We start from the raw sequence: 17,519 nt of genomic DNA on the forward strand, positions 1-17,519 counted from the left end.
AGGCCTGAAACATCGAGCGCCAGATCGGCAGCGCGAACGATCTCAGGCTGAACAGCCTGGCTGTTGTCGTCTCGCCCTTGGTAGACGAACTCGTATCAGCGGCTTCTGGCGCAGAGCAAGCAACCAGTTGCCCTCCGACAAAAGCACTCGCGCCAACAAGCAATGCGTAGCGCATTGGAGCAACCATTAGAAACCTCCTAGTTTTTTCAGTAAGGAGTCTTTTAATTTTTCCTTAGCTTTGTCGGTTTCTTCTTTTAACTGATTATTCAGTAACGCTTGAGTATCCAAGGCATATTCAGGTTTTTGGAAAGTCCCGGTAATCGCCAACGGAATGTCAATTCCCGCCAGCGCATCTTTGTCGCTACCGCCCTGACCTTTTAATGAATTCACTAGGCTAGTCGTTAATCGGTAGTCTAAGGCTTCAGTCAATATATTCGCCGTGCCTTTGCCCGCCAAACGCAATAAAGGTGAAGACATGGCAAGATCTGGATTAGTGGCAACGCCGTTATCCAGCGAGAAACTGCCACTCAGACTCGAGAAGTCGGTTTTGCGTTCTTCCTTGGTTTCTGGCGATAAGTCGCCCTTTAACTTAGCTTGGGCACTGCGGATCATCTGCGGAATGTTAACCCCGTACAAAGCCCCGTCATTAATATCGAAATGACCATTAGCTAATAGATTTTTCTTTAACTGCTCAGGGATCAAACTCTTACCTTTACCCTTCACATCAAAGTTGGCCGTGCCTGCCAGTAAATCCACATCCGCCGCATCTTTCAGCAAAGAACGAATTTGTACCCCCGTCACTTTCTTATCAAATTGATAACTGGCCACCGCTTGACGCGCATCAACCTGAGCGCTCACCAGTAATTGACCTTGGTATAAATCCGCATTCAATTTGGTTAAATCTAACACGCCATTTTTAATCCCCACGTCCATCAACCAATTTTGAGTCGACAGATTCGCGACCTTAATCGACTTAACGGTCAACTTGAGTTTTACATCAAGCTGCTTAAGAGCCGATAAATCAGGCTCAACTGCCTGCGTGCTTGCCGCGGGTACTTGTTCTGTTACGGCAGCGGTCTCCGTTTTAGTTAACAGCGTATCTAAATCGATATCGCCGACTTGAAAATCAGCATTGATTTGCGGAATTTTTGTGGCGTAATTCACACCAACTTTACCCGCAGCGGTAATGCTCGCCGCGGTAAGCTGCACAATATCGACGGATAATTGCTGTTTATCCAACGCAATTTGAGTCGCTAAGCTAATCGATGTTTCGAGTTTCTTATTGGGAATACTCTCACCTTCCACCACAGTGTCAATTTTGAGTCCATTGACGACGAGTTGCGTCAAGTCTCGGCTTAGTTTTAGCTCACCTTTACCTTCGCTACTTATCGTCATATCCGGCATGGTTGCACTAAATTCAAAGGCGATGGGCGCAAATGTATCTAAAGTAAACTCACCTAAGGTGAATCTTTTTAAGCTAAAGACTTGAGTTTGCTTTTTCGCTTCGTCAATCATATTAATTTGAGTATTGGTGATTGAAACGCCGCCAATATTAATATCGTTCAATTTGGCATTTGAGGACATTTCGGTCGCTGGAGTTGCGGCTTGTTTGCTATTATCACCACTTAATCCATCAAAACTGCTAGTGCCATTCTTGCGAGTCACTAAATTAATGGTTGCGCCATCGAGACTCAATTCGGCAATTTCAATTTTCTGACTAAACAATGGCATCAACGCCACTTCGGCAACGGCTTTGTTGACTTCTAACATAGCCTTAGGGGTAAATCCCTCTGGATTAGATAAAGACACGCCACCTAAATTAATGCCGATAACAGGGAAAAAGGTCCAAGATAAATCGTCTGTTATGACTAATTCACGACCCGTTTGTTTTTTCACGGCATCGACTATTTCAGGTTTAAAATCATTAGGGTCGAAAAATACGGTGAGATAAACGGTGACTAAAAGAATGAGCGTCACCACTAAGGCCAAGAGCCACTTAATGAATTTCATACAAATATCCTTATCAAAAACAACTTGAATTTAAAGCGACTAATTCATTTAAAAATGTTAATTTAAAAATGCAAAGTTCAACATCTCATCACTTACTGCAATACCATTTTCATCGGCATACAGCATCATACCGGGCTTAACCATTACGCCGCCCATATCGACAGCAACATTAATTTGGCCTTGATCTAACTTCTCGGTTTTTATCGGCATGGCACCTAAGGCATAAACACCTAAACTAAAAGTATTTAATCGGGCCACATCACGAACACATCCATTGATCACTATCCCTTGCCAACCATTATCTAGCGCGCTTTGCGCGATAAGATCGCCTAACAAGGCGCGGCGCAGAGAGCCTCCCCCATCGACAACCAAAACTTTACCATGCCCATCCTGTGCAAGTATTTCTTTTACCTTAGAATTATCTTCAAAACACTTGACTGTGACTATCTCGCCCCAAAACAGCCGCTTAGCGCCATAGGGTTTAAATGCGAGGGGAAGTAACTGTAATTTAGACGGATAGTGGTCAAATAAATCTGGTAGTAGATCAAGCATTTGAATCTCCATAATAGCCTATCACTTTAGACTAACCATAATTGTAGACCCCGACAAGGGCAAAGCCAAAATCAGCATTTTTTATTTAATTTTAACCAGCAAACGCTTGGTGTATATTGGCATAGGCACTATAATCTGCGATAGTTAACGTCCTATGACACCTGTTAATGTTTCATAAGAATGTTTCATCAATCTGTTCTCACACCTCTTTGTTATAAAGCGAAAACCAAATGACTACTGATATTGATTTACAGAGCGCAATCGCGGCTCTTGATGAATATGGATATGATAAAAAAGTCTCAACGGATCTTGAGCAAGCACGTAACAAGCAACAAATGGGTAAATATATTAAATCCCTCGACTATAGTTTACGTCGATTATTGATATTACAAGAAACCGTTAACGAGCTCGTTGAAGAAAAGAAACATCAATTAGCCCAGCAAGAAAACATTCAAACCTACAAAACAAAAATCATAAACTTGTCGAGAGAATTTAACATTTCTTACGATGAAGTCCTAGCGCTAATGGCCGCATCTCAATCTAAAAGTTAAACATAACGCTATCCGGTTATATTATTAAGCCGCTAAATTATTTGGCTAAAACTGCATATGCCATATAACTAAATATATAGTTTTTAAGTTATATGGCAATAGATTTTGCGGTTCGCTATTTGCAAAACGTTTATGATATTAGTCATAAGCAGTGTCAACTTAGCTTCACATCCAACTCTCGTTTATGCCGCAATTCGACATAAAAAAGCAGAGCCTGAGCTCTGCTAATTAATATTATGCATAAACTTATTTGTTTTGCATTAATTGACGAATGTACTTCACTGGCGCACTACCATAACTTAAAAACTTCTCATGGAAAGTTTTAAGGTCAAAATCATTGCCTTGCGCTTTCTTATATTCTTCGCGGAAATCATAAATTTCTCGATAACCAGAATAGTAGCTCGTCAATTGAACTTGGCTAAGCGTCGCGCGGCGCCACTTGCCTTCGGCTTCAGCTTGCTGTTGGAAGGCTTCATTCATCATCAGGGCAATAGCTTGGTCTTCAGTCATGCCTTTCACATGAATGCTGTAATCCAAAATAGTGTTACAGATAACGCGTAAATTCCACTTGTAGTACATCAACCACATTTCAGGCTCAAAGTTGCCATAGCCTTCTTCTAACATCATACGCTCGGTATAAACCGCCCAGCCTTCAACCATAGCGCCATTACCAAATAAACTCTTCACTAAACTTGGAGATTGATTAGAGTAAACGAGTTGAGTGTAGTGGCCTGGGATGGCTTCATGAATATTAAGAATTTGCAGGATCCAGTGATTATATTCACGTAAATAACTCTCGGCAGACGCATCACTCATGCCATCGAGCGGCGTCACGTTATAATAAGTATTTCCTGATTTTTCATAAGGTCCCGGTGCACTAATTGAAGCGCCAGCATAACCGCGCATATATTCCGGCGTTTCACGGACGACCAGTGGTTTGTTAGGATCTAATGTCACTAAGTTTTTATTATTTACAAATTCAATTAACTCTGGAATCTGCTTACGCACTTCATTCACGAATTCATCGCGCTGAACATGCTGAGTCGATAATTTATCGATTAACTGGCGAATAGCGAGCTTACTGTCAGCAGGTTTTGGCGTAGTAAAATATTTAGGCCATAACTTATCGGTAATTTTTGCCATTTCCCCTTGAACACGGTCTTTATCGGCCACGGCTTTTTGATACAGCTGTTTTGCTGTCATGCCCGCTTGGATATCAAAGGCAAATTTTTGCTCGTATAGTTCCTCGCCAATTCTAAAACTACGGGCACCATCTTTTTTGAGTTGAACCACTGATTTGTCTAACCAAGCGATATGGCCGTTAATTGCGGCAGTGGCAGCATCAAACCGTGTGTTAAATAACGCTTTTTCCGTAGCCGTCAGACCAGAATCGGCGACCTGTTTTAATAAGTCATCGGAAAACACCGAAAATGCACCTTGGTTTTGCATCACGGCTAATTCAGTATGCTCCAATGTTGGCTGACTAATGTTTGACTGCGCGGCAGCATAATAAGCCGGAACATTTTCTAACCGCGCCAATACCGAACGTAATCTGTCATCTAAAGGGGCAAAGTTTTCATTGATGATTTGGGCAAAACCGCCCGATACATTATAACTTGAAGGATCCCACTGCCAAGATTTAAAACTGTCAATTTCCCATGCCATGCTGCCGAGTAAATTGTCGATCAGATGGTAATCAATCAGTTCATTCGGCGTCAGCGACTTTTGCTCGAACTGGGTCAATTGGGCTTGTTGTGCCTTCACAAACGCTTGGGTTTTCGCACGACCAGCCGCATCGGGGATTTCAAGATAGCCATCGTTAACATGCTTGCCACTGTATAAGGCCCAGGTCGGTGATAATTCCCACAGCGAATCAATAAAGGAGGCTGAAAATTGCTCAAATGATGGGGCTTTAACTTCAGGTGCAACCACAGGCTCGGTTTGACTGGTATGGGATTGACAACCAGCAAGGCCGGCCAGCGATAACACTATCGCAAGGGAAATAGCGGATTTTTTCATTATTATGAGTCCTTTGTTGATATTTATCAGGCATGCAAAAAATTACCTAAGTTAATCATATTGTCCCAATAATTGCAGCAGTGTTAGCTGTGAATACATCTACGGTTACAAAATTGTGAGTTATCGATATTTATGCCACTTATCCTATTCGAGTTAAAATCCCTGCTCTGCTAAACGTACTCAGATAATGATAATCGCCTATTCTGTTTCACCTCCTGCTATAATATCGCCCTGCTCCACTGTTCATGCTTTAGCGTAACAGTTTGCTTATACATTATTGACCTGACCCTTTACCTGAGACATTCAATGCCATTTTCCAAACTTGGATTAAGCGATCCGATTTTAAGAGCCATCACCGAGCTCGGCTATTCACAACCTACTCCGATCCAAGAAAAAGCCATTCCGGTGATCTTGAAAGGTAAAAACCTGCTGGCCGGCGCGCAAACGGGTACAGGTAAAACCGCCAGTTTTGTGTTGCCAATACTGCAAATGTTCGCCGATATGCCGAAAATTCGGGCTAAACGCGTTCGCGCCTTGATCTTAACGCCAACCCGCGAATTGGCCGTTCAGGTAGAAGACAATATTGCCAAATACGCAAAATACCTGCCGCTAACCTCTATGGCCATGTATGGTGGCGTCGATGCCGCACCACAGAAACAACGTCTTATCGAAGGCGTCGACATTCTGGTAGCGACTCCCGGTAGATTGCTCGATATGTACACCCAAAGAGCGATTCATTTCGATGAGCTCTCGGTATTAGTCCTAGACGAAGCCGATAGAATGCTCGATATGGGATTTATCGAGGACATCAATAAGATCATCGAACGTCTGCCAACAGAACGCCAAAATTTGTTGTTTTCGGCAACCTTATCTAAGCAAGTGCGCTTTTTAGCGAAAACAGCGGTTGAAAACCCTGTTGAGATTGAAATTGCCCGTGACAGTGCGAACGCACCACAAATCGACCAATGGTTAATCACTGTCGATAAAGACAAAAAGTCTGCCCTGTTAAGCAAGCTCATCACTGAGCAAGCATGGGAACAGGCGCTGATTTTTATCCAGACTAAACAAGGCGCCGCCAAACTGGTCAGCCAACTCGAAAAACGCGGTATTGCCGCCGAAGCCATTCACAGTGGTCGCAGCCAAGCGGTACGCGAGCAATTATTAGTCGATTTCAAGTCCGGAAAACTGCGCTTTTTAGTGGCGACCGGCGTGGCTTCCCGCGGTATCGATATCGACGCCCTCACCCGCGTGGTCAACTATGATCTGCCCGACGAAGCCGATGATTATATTCACCGTATTGGCCGAACCGGTCGTGCTGGCGCCTGCGGTGAAGCCATCTCCTTTGTTTCTAAAGATGATTTTAGAAATCTGTGCGCTATCGAGCGCCGTTTAGGCCACCTCATAGTGCGTAAAGAAATTGAAGGCTTTGTGCCGAACAAAGAAGTGCCAGTTTCTATCCTCGACTTTGTGCCGAAAAATACCACGCCAAAAACCTTTAAAGCACGCGCACCTGAGGCTAAAACCTCACGCCCCGCGAAAGAAGGCTCCTTTGAAACCGCCCATGCGAAAAAGCATCGCAGCGCGAAATCAAAGCCTGAGGCAAAAGCCACTGTAGCGCGGCCACAATCCGCGCAGACTGATAACAGTAGCGAGACTACGGGTCGCAGTGCGCCCTTTAATCCGTGGAACAGCGGTTCTAAAACAAACTGATGGCCTAATACAAAGTCATGATCCCGTAAAAAGTCATGATCTAGTACCAGTCGTGACTTATTAAAAGTAGAAACTCATTAAGATAGAAGATATTAGCATGATTACATTCAGCACCAATTTAGGCGACATCACAATAGCACTCGACTTTGAACATGCGCCTGTCAGTTCAAAAAACTTTGTCCGCTATTGTGAAGAAGGCTTCTTTGAGCACACGATTTTTCACCGTGTTATCAAAGGTTTTATGATTCAGGGCGGCGGATTTACCGCAAAAATGAAAGAAAAGCCGACCCACGAGCCTATCGTGAACGAAGCCAACAAAGGCCTAAGTAACACCATAGGCACTATCGCTATGGCTCGCACCGATGCGCCTCATTCGGCCACGGCGCAGTTCTTCATTAACACCGCCAATAATGACTTTTTAGACCACACTGCCACCACCAATAACGGTTGGGGTTACGCGGTATTTGGTAAGGTCACAGCGGGAATGGATATTATCCAGCAGATTGAAAAAGTCAAAACCACCACAGTTGCTGGCCACGAAGACGTGCCCCGCGAACCTATAGTTATCGAGAAAGTGACGATTAATATCCAAAGCTGACCGTTAAAACGATAAGACTTTTTTTTTGATATAAAAAATCGCTCAGTTTTAGCTGAGCGATTTATTATTTTTCGTAGCGGTTTTGAAATTAATTATTTACCAAGGTGTAGGCGCAGCTTCGGGTTTTGCTTCAGCGAAATACAGCGACGGTAAGATCCGTGATAAATAAGTGAACTCGTTATAACAATGTCGCATGAGGTTCAAACCTATCTCATCAGAGACCTCTATCTTTTTACCGGGTTCCGGTTTTCCGAGAAGAAAGCGACTTCTTAATACACAACCAAATTCCGTATCTCGGGCCAAATGAACCACATCTCACCACTAACAGGATCGCCTTCTGCATCTACCACAATATTATCACCAAAACCAATCGTAGAGCAGATAGCGGCTGATACCCAGTTGTTATCCTGAGCTTTCTCATAAGCCGTTAATTCAAAAAAGTCCGTAGGTGCATGAAACTTAAGTTTGGCCGTGACTGGAGGAATATCTGCAAGGGACTCAACAGCTTCAATGGTTGCACCAATATAATTCTCCCCTTTAACCCACTTCTCGTCCCATCCTTTAAAAGCAACATGATCATGAGGATGCCACCATTTAATTTTTTGTGTTGAATCAAAATATCTGAACCACCAATCGAGCATCTCCCCCTTGCAACCATGCATATCGGTTCTTACTGCAACGAGTAATTCACCGCTGGCTAGCCTTGAAAATCCCATTTCAAGCTTTAGTGGTGCAGGGTTGAGCAAATCATGAATATCATCCACTACCCAACATTTTGATGTTGCGATTTTATTCATTCTATTTCTCCTGATTTATTTTGGAAACCGAGTTGGTTTCCAAAAAAATTACGCTTATAATTCGGCGTTGTCAAGGGAGAGAATTGATGCCAATTAACACTAACGAAATAAAGAAGCGCGGACGTCCCACGACGGTCGGCGAAGAGACAAAAACGAAAATAGTGGCGGCGACATTGGATGTTTTGTTGGAATTAGGATATGAAAAAACCAGTCTAGATCAGATTGCCAGCCAAGCTAGCGTCGCCAAAAAAACAATCTACCGATTTTCCTCAGGAAAAGACGAGCTGATCCAATTAGCACTGCGTAGCTGGACTGATTCATTTAAATCATGCTTTGAAAAAAATGCGGCTTCGCTCGATGAGTTTATGCGGCAGCTTGAGGACGGATTAGTCACGATTGGCGAACAAGTACTGAGCCCTAAAGCTGTTCGTCTTTTCCGGCTTTTACAGTCTGACTTTCCGGGTAGAGATGAATTGATAGCAAGCTATCAGCAACAGGGAATTCAACGCGGTAGAAAAATCTTACAACTATGGATGGTTAAACATAGCGATCTTCACATCATTCGTGAGCAAGATTATGAAATACTGAGTAATCTACTACTCGCCATGGTCATTGCAGAACCACTACGAGAACTGGCTTTAAGGCAAACACCTTTAATACCGATTCGAGATAGAGCCCATAGCGCAGTGCAATTACTGTTACCGAGCTTCAGCCAAACTATCCCATAAAAACAGGGCATCTTATTGCCCTATTTAGGAAAAGTATTTTGTATTCGGCTGATTAACGCCACAGCCAAACAACTTGTCTCTATGCTATTTGCTGATATTGGACATACAAGATACGCGTAGCAGCGTTTGATTAACCATCTGATATAGATGAAAAAGCCATTTCTGTATCTATTATAGTATTTTGCTTACTCTTATTATCCCCTTTGCTCTTAAGCCAAAGAACACTGCGAACTTGGGCTGCTAATCCGATTAGGATGAGCAAAGAAAGCCTGCTGTAGCGCGCATAAAATGCTGTCTAACTTAGAGCGCATGATGTTTAACTTGGGTCACAATAAGCTATACCATGACTTCAGCGATCTGCTCCATCGAGCCAACACTCTCAAGTCGATACTTTTTCACAGACGCAGTCTACACATGTTGGGAAGAGATTTTGAATAATACAAAAGGTAGTCTGTTTATGGTTGCTGCTATGGCAGCATTTTCTATTGAAGACATGCTCATCAAATCTGCAGCAGAAACCACCTCTATCGGCATCATTTTAGCGTTATTTGGCCTTGGTGGAATGTTGATATTTATACTGTTAACTTGGCGCAAGGGCGAAACTGTGCTTCACCCTGCGGCATTGTCGAGACCCATACTGTTACGCGCACTGTGTGAAGTTATCGGCCGATTCTGTTTTGCTTTAGCTATCACCTTAACGCCACTCTCGAGTGCATCCGCTATTTTGCAAGCCACACCTCTGATAGCCATGATTGGCGCAGCCTTGTTGTTCGGTGAACAAGTCGGTCATAAAAGATGGCTTGCGGTATTGGTTGGTTTTGTGGGCGTACTGATGATCATTCGCCCAGGGCTTGATGGCTTTGAAGCTACCTCTTTATTTGCCGTTATCGCTACCTTAGGTTTTGCAGGACGCGATTTAGCAACCCGTGCCGCATCACCCGTGTTATCTAACATGCAACTCGGGGTGTATGGCTTTTTTGTGTTAATTCCGACAGGCTTAGCCATAATGATGTACCAAAATGAGCCCTTACAGTTTAGTACCACTGCGGCAACACAAATTCTGGGAGCCATCGTCTTTGGTGTCATGGCCTACAATGCGCTGACAATCGCTATGCGCGCTGGAGATGTCTCAGTAGTCAGCCCCTTTCGGTATACACGTTTACTGTTTGCCTTAGCGTTAGGCATATTGATATTTGGAGAATCACCAGATTTACTAACACTTCTAGGGAGCTTACTCATAGTATTAAGTGGCGGCTATACCTTAATCCAAACGCGTAAAAGAACCACGACGAATAACATACCGAATGCGGCATGAAATGAGTAAAACAACAACGTAAGTTGAAATCTCGGCTAAATTCTTCGCAAGTAGACAGACTCGACAAGGCGCAGAAACAAGCGCGATACACTCAACACAGATTCAGCCTTTGGTGATTTGCTATGGCATTAAAGCGTGCTAACGCTTAAGCATTCACTCTTAAATATCACGAATAAAAAACACATTAAACATTATAATTCAATAAATTAATAGTATAAATTCGTAAACACCAGTTTGTAATTCAGTACATAAACACAGCAAGCGCGTTCTCTTTTTGATTCTATCTAAGTGGGATCGACACTGCTAACAGACAATAAAACGAGCCTCATTGAGGCTCGTTTTATTCTTCAACACAATTGCGGGCGCAGAGTGCTCACTACAGCGTTCCTAAAAAATTAACGCCACTGTTGCACGCCACTGATAGAACCTTCATGATCTCGCAAGTAAGTATCATTCACGGCAAACTCAATTCCATCAAAACCTGAAAGGTAAAACTTCTTCCGTTTTACCTCAAGATTTTCATAGAACTCTCTGTACATACCCGGCGTCATATAGACTTCAACCCAAGTGTCATTAACGCCTTTAACCATACCTTCGTCACTTGGAATAAAAGTAATATTGTGCTCTGGACTAATGATATGCAGTTCTTTCTCATGTGGAATACGACCTGGCATAACAGAAAGTAAATGGAAACCTGCTAAAGCATCAAATTCAACACGAGCCTTACGCGGCTCTGAAATATTAAAATAAATTTTTGATGAGGGAACGCTATCTGTATCTGAGCCGTCTTTATCTCGTCCCCGTGCTATTGCATTAGCAATATTATCTTGAATTAACAGACTGAAACGTCTCAGATCAGTGAGTCCATCTTTAATCTGAATTTCAATCAGTTTTAAAAACTTTTCGGTTAACCAGCCTTTTGCAGCCATTGCTTCATCAGGGGTAATAGGCACGATTTGTAAAATTTTAACCGACTCATCAGCACTTTTAAGTTTTGGCTCTGCAGTCATCATCAAGGTTGTAAGAAAACAATCTGGCTGATTGACTAATGGTCTTTTGAAGTCAATCATCTCACCGACTGTAAGATGTCTTTCTTGTGTGAATACGTAAGTAGCAAGTCCATTTAGCATTGAAATAGGCCATTCTGGCGCTGTTTCATCATTTGATTTCAAACGAAAAGTCAGCTCAAAGCCAAATTGCTTAAATCCTTCGGTAACATACAACCAATGTGATACTGGCTCCGTAATGTGGTAAGCAGAAATACAGTCAAGCGGTTGATCTCCACCAAGATCAAACGGAATTTCTGGTTTGAACTCAACGGCAGTGGTATCACCATACACATTTTTTATCATTTCTTGCATTTAAAAAACCTCACTATTCCATGTTAAATATATCCTAACCTGAGTAATTTTAGGCTCGAACGAGGCAGAGTCAATAATACGAAATAAGTAAATAACATAGTTTTTAAACTGAACATATTCGCTTAAAACACATTAATAAACATGAGATTGAACAGAAGGAATTTAATTACCAAATTCAATTATCAAAATTAGCACAATATCAATCAAATAACTAAGAAAGCCTCTCCTGTAGATTTATCTTGGACTCAAATCCTCACCCTAATAAACAGAATAATCACGCATTGATACATTATACTTTTGAATTAATTTTTAGATCTTAAGCTTTCTCCGTGTATTATTTTTGAAATATTGATAAGAATTTGCTGATGTGTAATGGCATAGTGAATTTAACGGTTAAAAACCATCTCTAATTCATGACATAACCGAACAGGAGAACCTGAATAATATTCTTATATTCAATGCTTTATACCAGTAAACTCTGTTGCTGCACCTTTGTTCTTGCGAGTAATCCACCAAAAGTAGTTATCACCTTTCAATAGATGACTGTTGCTCAACTGAGTCTGAACCTCTACCTGTTATAGACGATCACACTAAATGACCGACGAATATCGCGCGGTCATTTTTTATCCCCATAAACCTGACGAACATCAAAGATCTGCAGCGCAATTTGTATCACACTCAACATTAGCGTAACCAAATTAACGATCCGTATATCAGCATTCACAATTCGTCAGGCAAAGTCCTCGTACTCTGCCAATTCAAGGAGAGGTAAAATGTGTAAAGACTGCGGCTGCTCCCTTACCCGCCACGATCATGATCATCTAGGCGCGCATGCCCATAGCCATGAGCATAATCATGACCATTCACATACTCATGAGCATAGCCATCAAGAGTTACACACCAATCCTCAGTTAAACGATAAAAAAACCTTGTCAGTGATCAACAAAATTTTAGATAAAAATGATATCGAAGCTGGACATAACCGCGCCCACTTTGAGACACATAACATCACGGCCTTCAACATCATGAGTAGCCCAGGCAGCGGTAAAACAACCCTTTTAGAAAATCTCAAAGAATACACCAAGCTCAACTATGCGGTGATCGAAGGCGACTTAGAAACCTCCCGCGATGCCGACCGCTTAATCGCGAAAGGCATTACAGCCTATCAAATTCAAACGGGCAGCGCCTGTCACCTTGACGCCTTTATGGTGCACGGCGCCCTACATCATCTGCCACTTGAAGGGCTGGATATTTGCTTTGTCGAAAACGTCGGTAATCTTGTCTGCCCAGCGAGTTATGATGTAGGTACCCACAAAAATATCGTGCTGCTGTCAGTGCCAGAAGGCGATGATAAGATTGAGAAATATCCCGTGATGTTCCGCCGTGCCGATGTAGTGTTTATCACTAAGTGCGATCTACTGCCCTATTTTGATTTCAAGCTGGACGAAGCCAGAGCACAGCTTAAAAAACTCAATCCAGCAACTCAAATCATTGAAGTCTCCATCAAAGATGGCGGCTCCATGCAGGCTGTGGCCGCTTGGCTTAAAGACAATATTCGAGGTGCACAATAATGTGCTTGTCCATACCATCCCAAGTGGTGGCGGTCGATATTGAGCGCCAGAGCGTCACGGTCGATACCTTAGGCGTGCGCCGCGATGTCAGCAGTCATTTGATGAATGAGCCACTGGAGATTGGCGACTATGTGCTGATCCATATTGGCTTTGTGATGAACAAAATTGATAAGGAAGATGCGCAGCTAAGCATTGACCTATACCAAGAAATCGTCACTAAACTCGAAAACGAAGCCATACACTGACTATCAACAGTGCAAAATTGAGTAGCAAGGCGCGCCCCCTATCGAGTGCACCGAGGAAAGAACATGCTTGAACTAAAACACCTCTATCAAGGCTTTCGCGATCCCCAAACGATTACCAATTTAGCGCGGGATATTCAGTTAACCGCTAAATTAGTTAAGCAACCAATCAATATCATGGAAGTCTGTGGCGGTCATACTCACACTATTATGAAATACGGCTTACTGGATTTACTGCCTGATAATATTGAGTTTATCCACGGTCCAGGTTGTCCTGTGTGCATTATGCCGAAAGAGCGCATTGACCAAGCGGCGGCGCTGGCCTCCCAAGAAAATGTCATCTTAGTCACGCTAGGCGATATGATCCGTGTGCCCGGCTCTAAGGGTTCCTTAGCCAGCTTTAGGGCGAAAGGCTGCGATATTCGACCGATTTATGATCCTTTAGATACGCTCAAAATTGCCCGCGACAATCCCGATAAAACCGTAGTGTTCTTTGCCATCGGCTTTGAAACCTCAACCCCAATGACGGCGATTTTATTGCAGCTGGCCGAGCACGAAAAACTCGAAAATCTGTTATTCCATATCAATCATGTATTAGTGCCCCCCGCTATTGATGCCGTGATGCACGACCCGAAAGCCAGAGTGAATGCCTTTATTGGCCCCGCCCATGTGAGCGTGATCAGCGGCGCCAAAATCTATCGCAGCACAGTCGAAAACTATGGCACGCCCGTGGTTGTCGCAGGATTTGAACCCGTTGATGTGATGGAGTCGATTTTACGGATTGTGCGCCAAAAAGCCGCGGGCAAAGCGGAGCTCGATATCCAATACAGCCGCGCGGTATCGGAAGACGGTAACCTCACGGCGCAGGCCAAAGTGAATCAATTCTTCAATGTCAGACCACAATTTCGCTGGCGCGGCCTCGGTCCTATCCCCAATTCAGCGCTGCAGCTCAAACCCGAATATGCCCACAGGGACGCCGAACTGCGCTTTAAAGACTGCTTACCCGTGAAGGAAATTGACGATCATAAAGCCTGCCAGTGTGGCGATATTCTTCGCGGGCTTGCTAAACCAAAGGACTGTAAAGTTTTTGGCCGCGGCTGCAATCCAGAAACGCCCTTAGGCAGCTGCATGGTCAGCTCCGAAGGTGCATGTAACGCCTATTACCGCTATCAAGGTATCGATATCAAGGAGCCACATCATGGCTGATACGCTAAAAGATAAATCCATTCAACTCAGCCACGGCGGTGGCGGCAAAGAAATGAATAAACTGATCCGTGATCTTTTTTTTGCCGAGTTTGATAATCCAATCCTTCGTTGCGAAGAAGACGCTGCCAAACTCGATTTGCACGGCGCCAACGCCTTTACCACTGACTCTTTTACCGTTTCACCTTTGTTTTTTGCCGGCGGCGATATCGGCAAACTCGCCATCGCAGGCACAGTCAACGATCTCGCTATGATGGGCGCAGAGCCTCAATATCTGAGCTGTAGCGTGATCATCGAAGAAGGCTTTTCTATCAATGATTTAACGGCTATTGTCCGCAGCATGGCAAAAGAGCTCAAACAAAGTGGCGCGCGGATTGTCTGCGGCGACACTAAAGTCGTACCCAAGGGCTGCGCCGATGGTTTATTTATTAATACCTCAGGCATTGGTCGCATCTTGCGTCCGAATATCTCAGCGGCAAACATTGCAGTGGGCGATGCCATTATTGTTTCCCGTGATATTGGTTGCCACGGCGCAGCGATTTTAATGGCGCGTGAAGGACTCACGCTCGAATCAGCATTACAAAGTGACTGCGCCACGCTCTGGCCGATAGTCGAGCAATTGATTGCCGCCAATATTCCCATTCATGCGATGCGAGATGCGACTCGCGGCGGCTTATCGGCAGTGCTCAACGAATGGGCCGTCGCCTCCAATGTCGGCATCACAGTGAATGAGGCCAGTATTCCCGTCAGCGATGAAGTCAAAGGTCTGTGCGAACTCTATGGTTTCGAAGCCATGGATCTTGCCAACGAAGGTACTTTCATCCTCGCCGTCCCCAACGACATCGCTTTAGGTGCGCTCGAAATCATGCAACGCTTTGGCCACTGTGAGCATGCAGCGATAATCGGCACTGTGAGTGATGAACTCGTAGGGAAAGTCGTGCTAAGAACGCCTTGGAATACCAAGCGTTATCTCGATCTTCCCCAGGGTGAACTGCTGCCAAGGATTTGCTGATGCACGAATATTCAATTGTGAGTGCCTTGATTGAGCAATGCGAGCAGCACGCGCTGGCTAATCATGCCGATAAAATCACCCGAGTGGATATCAAACTAGGCGTCATGAGCGGAGTTGAACCTAGCCTGCTACAAACGGCCTTCGATACGTTTAAGCTCGATGGGATTTGCAAAGAAGCCCTACTCAATATGCAAATTCAGCCGCTAGTGATACTTTGCCAAGACTGCCAGACTGAATCCGTACTGAGTGAGCGCACGGTCATCTGCCCTGCGTGTCAAAGCTATCGCACCCGCGTACTCGATGGTGAAGATATGCTACTGATGCAACTTGAAATGGAGCAGGAGGAAGATTAAATCCTTCATTTGTAATCTGCATTGTTAACAACAGCAGAGTCGATAAAGATTTCAATCAATAAAGAGTCCTATCAGCAAGAATATTCCTCAAAAAAATGGCTTTGAGCAATCAGCGCTCAAAGCCATTTTAAACCACACTACTTTCAGTCACGCTACATCAGCTGTAGATAGAAGCTTCACCCTCTGGGCGCGTTTTGAGCACCCGTAGGAACCACATATATTGCTCTGGGTAAGCTAATATAACTTGCTCGACCACTTTGTTCAGCGCCAACGCCTCGTTTTCTTTGCCAACCATATCTTCGGGCGCAACCGCCGTCATCACAGTGAGATCAAACTGACGTGTCGCTTGGTTGTAACCAATCTTTACAGGTAGCACTTGGGCATTACCCGCCTGTGCTAAACGCCCAACGACAGGCAGCGTTGCTTTCACTGTGCCTAAAAATGGCGCAAACACGCTTTGTTCTGGGCCTAAATCTTCGTCGGGTAGATAAAAGAAACTGTTACCACGCTTAAGCTCAGCTAACAACGCCCGAATCCCCGCCTCACGCATATACACATGGCCACCACAGCTGCTACGCACACGATTACTAAACCAATTGAATAAGCCGTTTTTGTGGGCTTTGGCCATAGTCACCATAGGCAACTCAAGGTTAAGGCGTAAACCAGCATAATCGATTGGCCACACATGGGGCATGATGAAAATGATCGGTTGCCCCGCCGCTTGTGCTTTCGTCACATGCTCAAAACCGATTAAATTCACTCGACGACGCAAATGCGCTTTTGAGCGCACCAGCAAATCGCCCTGTGCTAACAAAACCAAAACAAAGTTTTGTACGTTCTCACGGATTAATACTTCGATCTCCGCGGCTGACTTATCAGGAAAACAAGCTATTAAGTTGGCTCTTGCAACGCGAATAGGTTTTTTGGCAATCGGCATCACTAATCTTGCCAATAATCTTGCAATGGGATCACGCAGCCATGCGGGCATGAGTCCGAAAATCACTAATAGACCAATCGCCAACCAAGTGGCCCAGTATTTAGGGTGTAATAAGGCGGGTTTAAAACGACGGTCAAAATGTTTGGGCTGTCTTGACAAAGAATTCACCTCAGACAGTGGATAGAAATAATGGAGATATTGCACAAAAAAATAAACAGGAAAGCCACTCTCTAAGGAGTGGCTTTCCCATCAAACAAACGAAATTACTTACCCGTGTTTGCTGCTTCTACACGAGTTTTCAGCTTTTGGCCGGGACGGAAAGTCACGACACGACGAGCAGAAATTGGGATATCTTCGCCTGTTTTTGGGTTCCTTCCCGGTCTTTGATTCTTGTCCCTAAGGTCAAAGTTGCCAAAGCCAGATAACTTGACCTGCTCACCACTTTCAAGTGCGCCCCGAATCTCTTCAAAGAACGACTCAACCATCTCTTTGGCGACACGTTTGTTCATTCCGAGTGTTTCAAAAAGATGTTCTGCCATTTCGGCTTTGGTAAGTGCCAT

General features: G+C 44.1%; 18 protein-coding genes. 10 read left to right on the forward strand and 8 right to left on the reverse strand.

From position 1 onward, the window contains the following. Window positions 1–186: 186 nt before the first annotated feature. Entirely contained in the window at window positions 187–2,010 is a 1,824-nt protein-coding gene (locus Q4Q46_RS17535; protein WP_311906610.1) for an AsmA family protein, read from the reverse strand. A gap of 57 nt (window positions 2,011–2,067) precedes the next feature. Next, window positions 2,068–2,562, reverse strand: coding sequence for a putative 4-hydroxy-4-methyl-2-oxoglutarate aldolase (locus Q4Q46_RS17540; protein ID WP_106650374.1), 495 nt, complete (start codon window positions 2,560–2,562; stop codon window positions 2,068–2,070). Window positions 2,563–2,792: 230 nt separating this feature from the next. On the opposite strand from Q4Q46_RS17540, the gene Q4Q46_RS17545 reads away from it, so the two are divergent. Continuing rightward, the gene (locus Q4Q46_RS17545) at window positions 2,793–3,113 is read left to right on the forward strand and encodes a hypothetical protein (RefSeq protein WP_311906611.1); all 321 of its coding nucleotides are present in this window, start codon (window positions 2,793–2,795) and stop codon (window positions 3,111–3,113) included. 246 nt (window positions 3,114–3,359) lie between these two features. On the opposite strand, the gene Q4Q46_RS17550 is transcribed toward Q4Q46_RS17545, so the two are convergent. Next, on the reverse strand, window positions 3,360–5,132 hold the full coding sequence (locus tag Q4Q46_RS17550; protein WP_311906613.1) for a DUF885 domain-containing protein: 1,773 nt from the start codon (window positions 5,130–5,132) through the stop codon (window positions 3,360–3,362). Between the two features lie 306 nt (window positions 5,133–5,438). Between Q4Q46_RS17550 and Q4Q46_RS17555 the strand changes: the two genes are divergently transcribed. Together Q4Q46_RS17555 and Q4Q46_RS17560 are read left to right on the forward strand one after the other, a co-directional pair. Then, window positions 5,439–6,842, forward strand: coding sequence for a DEAD/DEAH box helicase (locus Q4Q46_RS17555; protein WP_311906614.1), 1,404 nt, complete (start codon window positions 5,439–5,441; stop codon window positions 6,840–6,842). A 97-nt stretch (window positions 6,843–6,939) separates the two neighbouring features. Beyond that, the gene (locus Q4Q46_RS17560) at window positions 6,940–7,440 is read left to right on the forward strand and encodes a peptidylprolyl isomerase (RefSeq protein ID WP_006081478.1); all 501 of its coding nucleotides are present in this window, start codon (window positions 6,940–6,942) and stop codon (window positions 7,438–7,440) included. Between the two features lie 96 nt (window positions 7,441–7,536). Here the strand turns inward: Q4Q46_RS17560 and Q4Q46_RS21345 are convergent, their stop codons facing one another. Both Q4Q46_RS21345 and Q4Q46_RS17565 read right to left on the reverse strand, forming a co-directional pair. Next, window positions 7,537–7,752 carry a DAPG hydrolase family protein gene (locus Q4Q46_RS21345; RefSeq protein ID WP_371833785.1) on the reverse strand — a complete coding sequence of 72 codons (216 nt, stop codon included), beginning with the start codon at window positions 7,750–7,752 and terminating at the stop codon, window positions 7,537–7,539. Continuing rightward, window positions 7,710–8,237 carry a DAPG hydrolase family protein gene (locus Q4Q46_RS17565; protein WP_311906615.1) on the reverse strand — a complete coding sequence of 176 codons (528 nt, stop codon included), beginning with the start codon at window positions 8,235–8,237 and terminating at the stop codon, window positions 7,710–7,712. Before Q4Q46_RS17565 ends, Q4Q46_RS21345 begins: the two co-directional genes overlap by 43 nt. 86 nt (window positions 8,238–8,323) lie before the next feature. Here Q4Q46_RS17565 and Q4Q46_RS17570 point away from each other — a divergent pair, with 86 nt between their 5' ends. Beyond that, entirely contained in the window at window positions 8,324–8,965 is a 642-nt protein-coding gene (locus Q4Q46_RS17570) for a TetR/AcrR family transcriptional regulator (protein ID WP_259509967.1), read from the forward strand. Between the two features lie 343 nt (window positions 8,966–9,308). After that, window positions 9,309–10,280 carry a DMT family transporter gene (locus tag Q4Q46_RS17575; protein ID WP_311906617.1) on the forward strand — a complete coding sequence of 324 codons (972 nt, stop codon included), beginning with the start codon at window positions 9,309–9,311 and terminating at the stop codon, window positions 10,278–10,280. A gap of 395 nt (window positions 10,281–10,675) precedes the next feature. On the opposite strand, the gene Q4Q46_RS17580 is transcribed toward Q4Q46_RS17575, so the two are convergent. Then, window positions 10,676–11,641 carry a suppressor of fused domain protein gene (locus Q4Q46_RS17580; RefSeq protein ID WP_300477076.1) on the reverse strand — a complete coding sequence of 322 codons (966 nt, stop codon included), beginning with the start codon at window positions 11,639–11,641 and terminating at the stop codon, window positions 10,676–10,678. 773 nt (window positions 11,642–12,414) lie between these two features. Between Q4Q46_RS17580 and hypB the strand changes: the two genes are divergently transcribed. From hypB to hypA, 5 genes are all read left to right on the forward strand, one after another. Further along, window positions 12,415–13,212 (forward strand): hydrogenase nickel incorporation protein HypB, encoded by a 798-nt coding sequence (hypB, locus tag Q4Q46_RS17585; protein ID WP_311906619.1) that lies wholly within the window; start codon window positions 12,415–12,417, stop codon window positions 13,210–13,212. Then, entirely contained in the window at window positions 13,212–13,457 is a 246-nt protein-coding gene (locus Q4Q46_RS17590) for a HypC/HybG/HupF family hydrogenase formation chaperone (protein WP_012587814.1), read from the forward strand. Before hypB ends, Q4Q46_RS17590 begins: the two co-directional genes overlap by 1 nt. Window positions 13,458–13,520: 63 nt before the next feature. Then, window positions 13,521–14,660 (forward strand): hydrogenase formation protein HypD, encoded by a 1,140-nt coding sequence (gene hypD, locus Q4Q46_RS17595; protein ID WP_311906622.1) that lies wholly within the window; start codon window positions 13,521–13,523, stop codon window positions 14,658–14,660. Beyond that, on the forward strand, window positions 14,653–15,669 hold the full coding sequence (gene hypE / locus Q4Q46_RS17600; protein WP_311890794.1) for a hydrogenase expression/formation protein HypE: 1,017 nt from the start codon (window positions 14,653–14,655) through the stop codon (window positions 15,667–15,669). Before hypD ends, hypE begins: the two co-directional genes overlap by 8 nt. Next, complete coding sequence (gene hypA, locus Q4Q46_RS17605) at window positions 15,669–16,022, forward strand: hydrogenase maturation nickel metallochaperone HypA (RefSeq protein ID WP_311906623.1); 354 nt, start codon at window positions 15,669–15,671, stop codon at window positions 16,020–16,022. Before hypE ends, hypA begins: the two co-directional genes overlap by 1 nt. A 157-nt stretch (window positions 16,023–16,179) precedes the next feature. On the opposite strand, the gene lpxM is transcribed toward hypA, so the two are convergent. Beyond that, complete coding sequence (gene lpxM / locus Q4Q46_RS17610; RefSeq protein WP_311906624.1) at window positions 16,180–17,118, reverse strand: lauroyl-Kdo(2)-lipid IV(A) myristoyltransferase; 939 nt, start codon at window positions 17,116–17,118, stop codon at window positions 16,180–16,182. Window positions 17,119–17,222: 104 nt separating this feature from the next. Then, the gene (gene ihfA / locus Q4Q46_RS17615; RefSeq protein WP_006081370.1) at window positions 17,223–17,519 is read right to left on the reverse strand and encodes an integration host factor subunit alpha; all 297 of its coding nucleotides are present in this window, start codon (window positions 17,517–17,519) and stop codon (window positions 17,223–17,225) included.

Source organism: Shewanella vaxholmensis (assembly GCF_031932135.1).
Lineage (GTDB): Bacteria > Pseudomonadota > Gammaproteobacteria > Enterobacterales > Shewanellaceae > Shewanella > Shewanella hafniensis.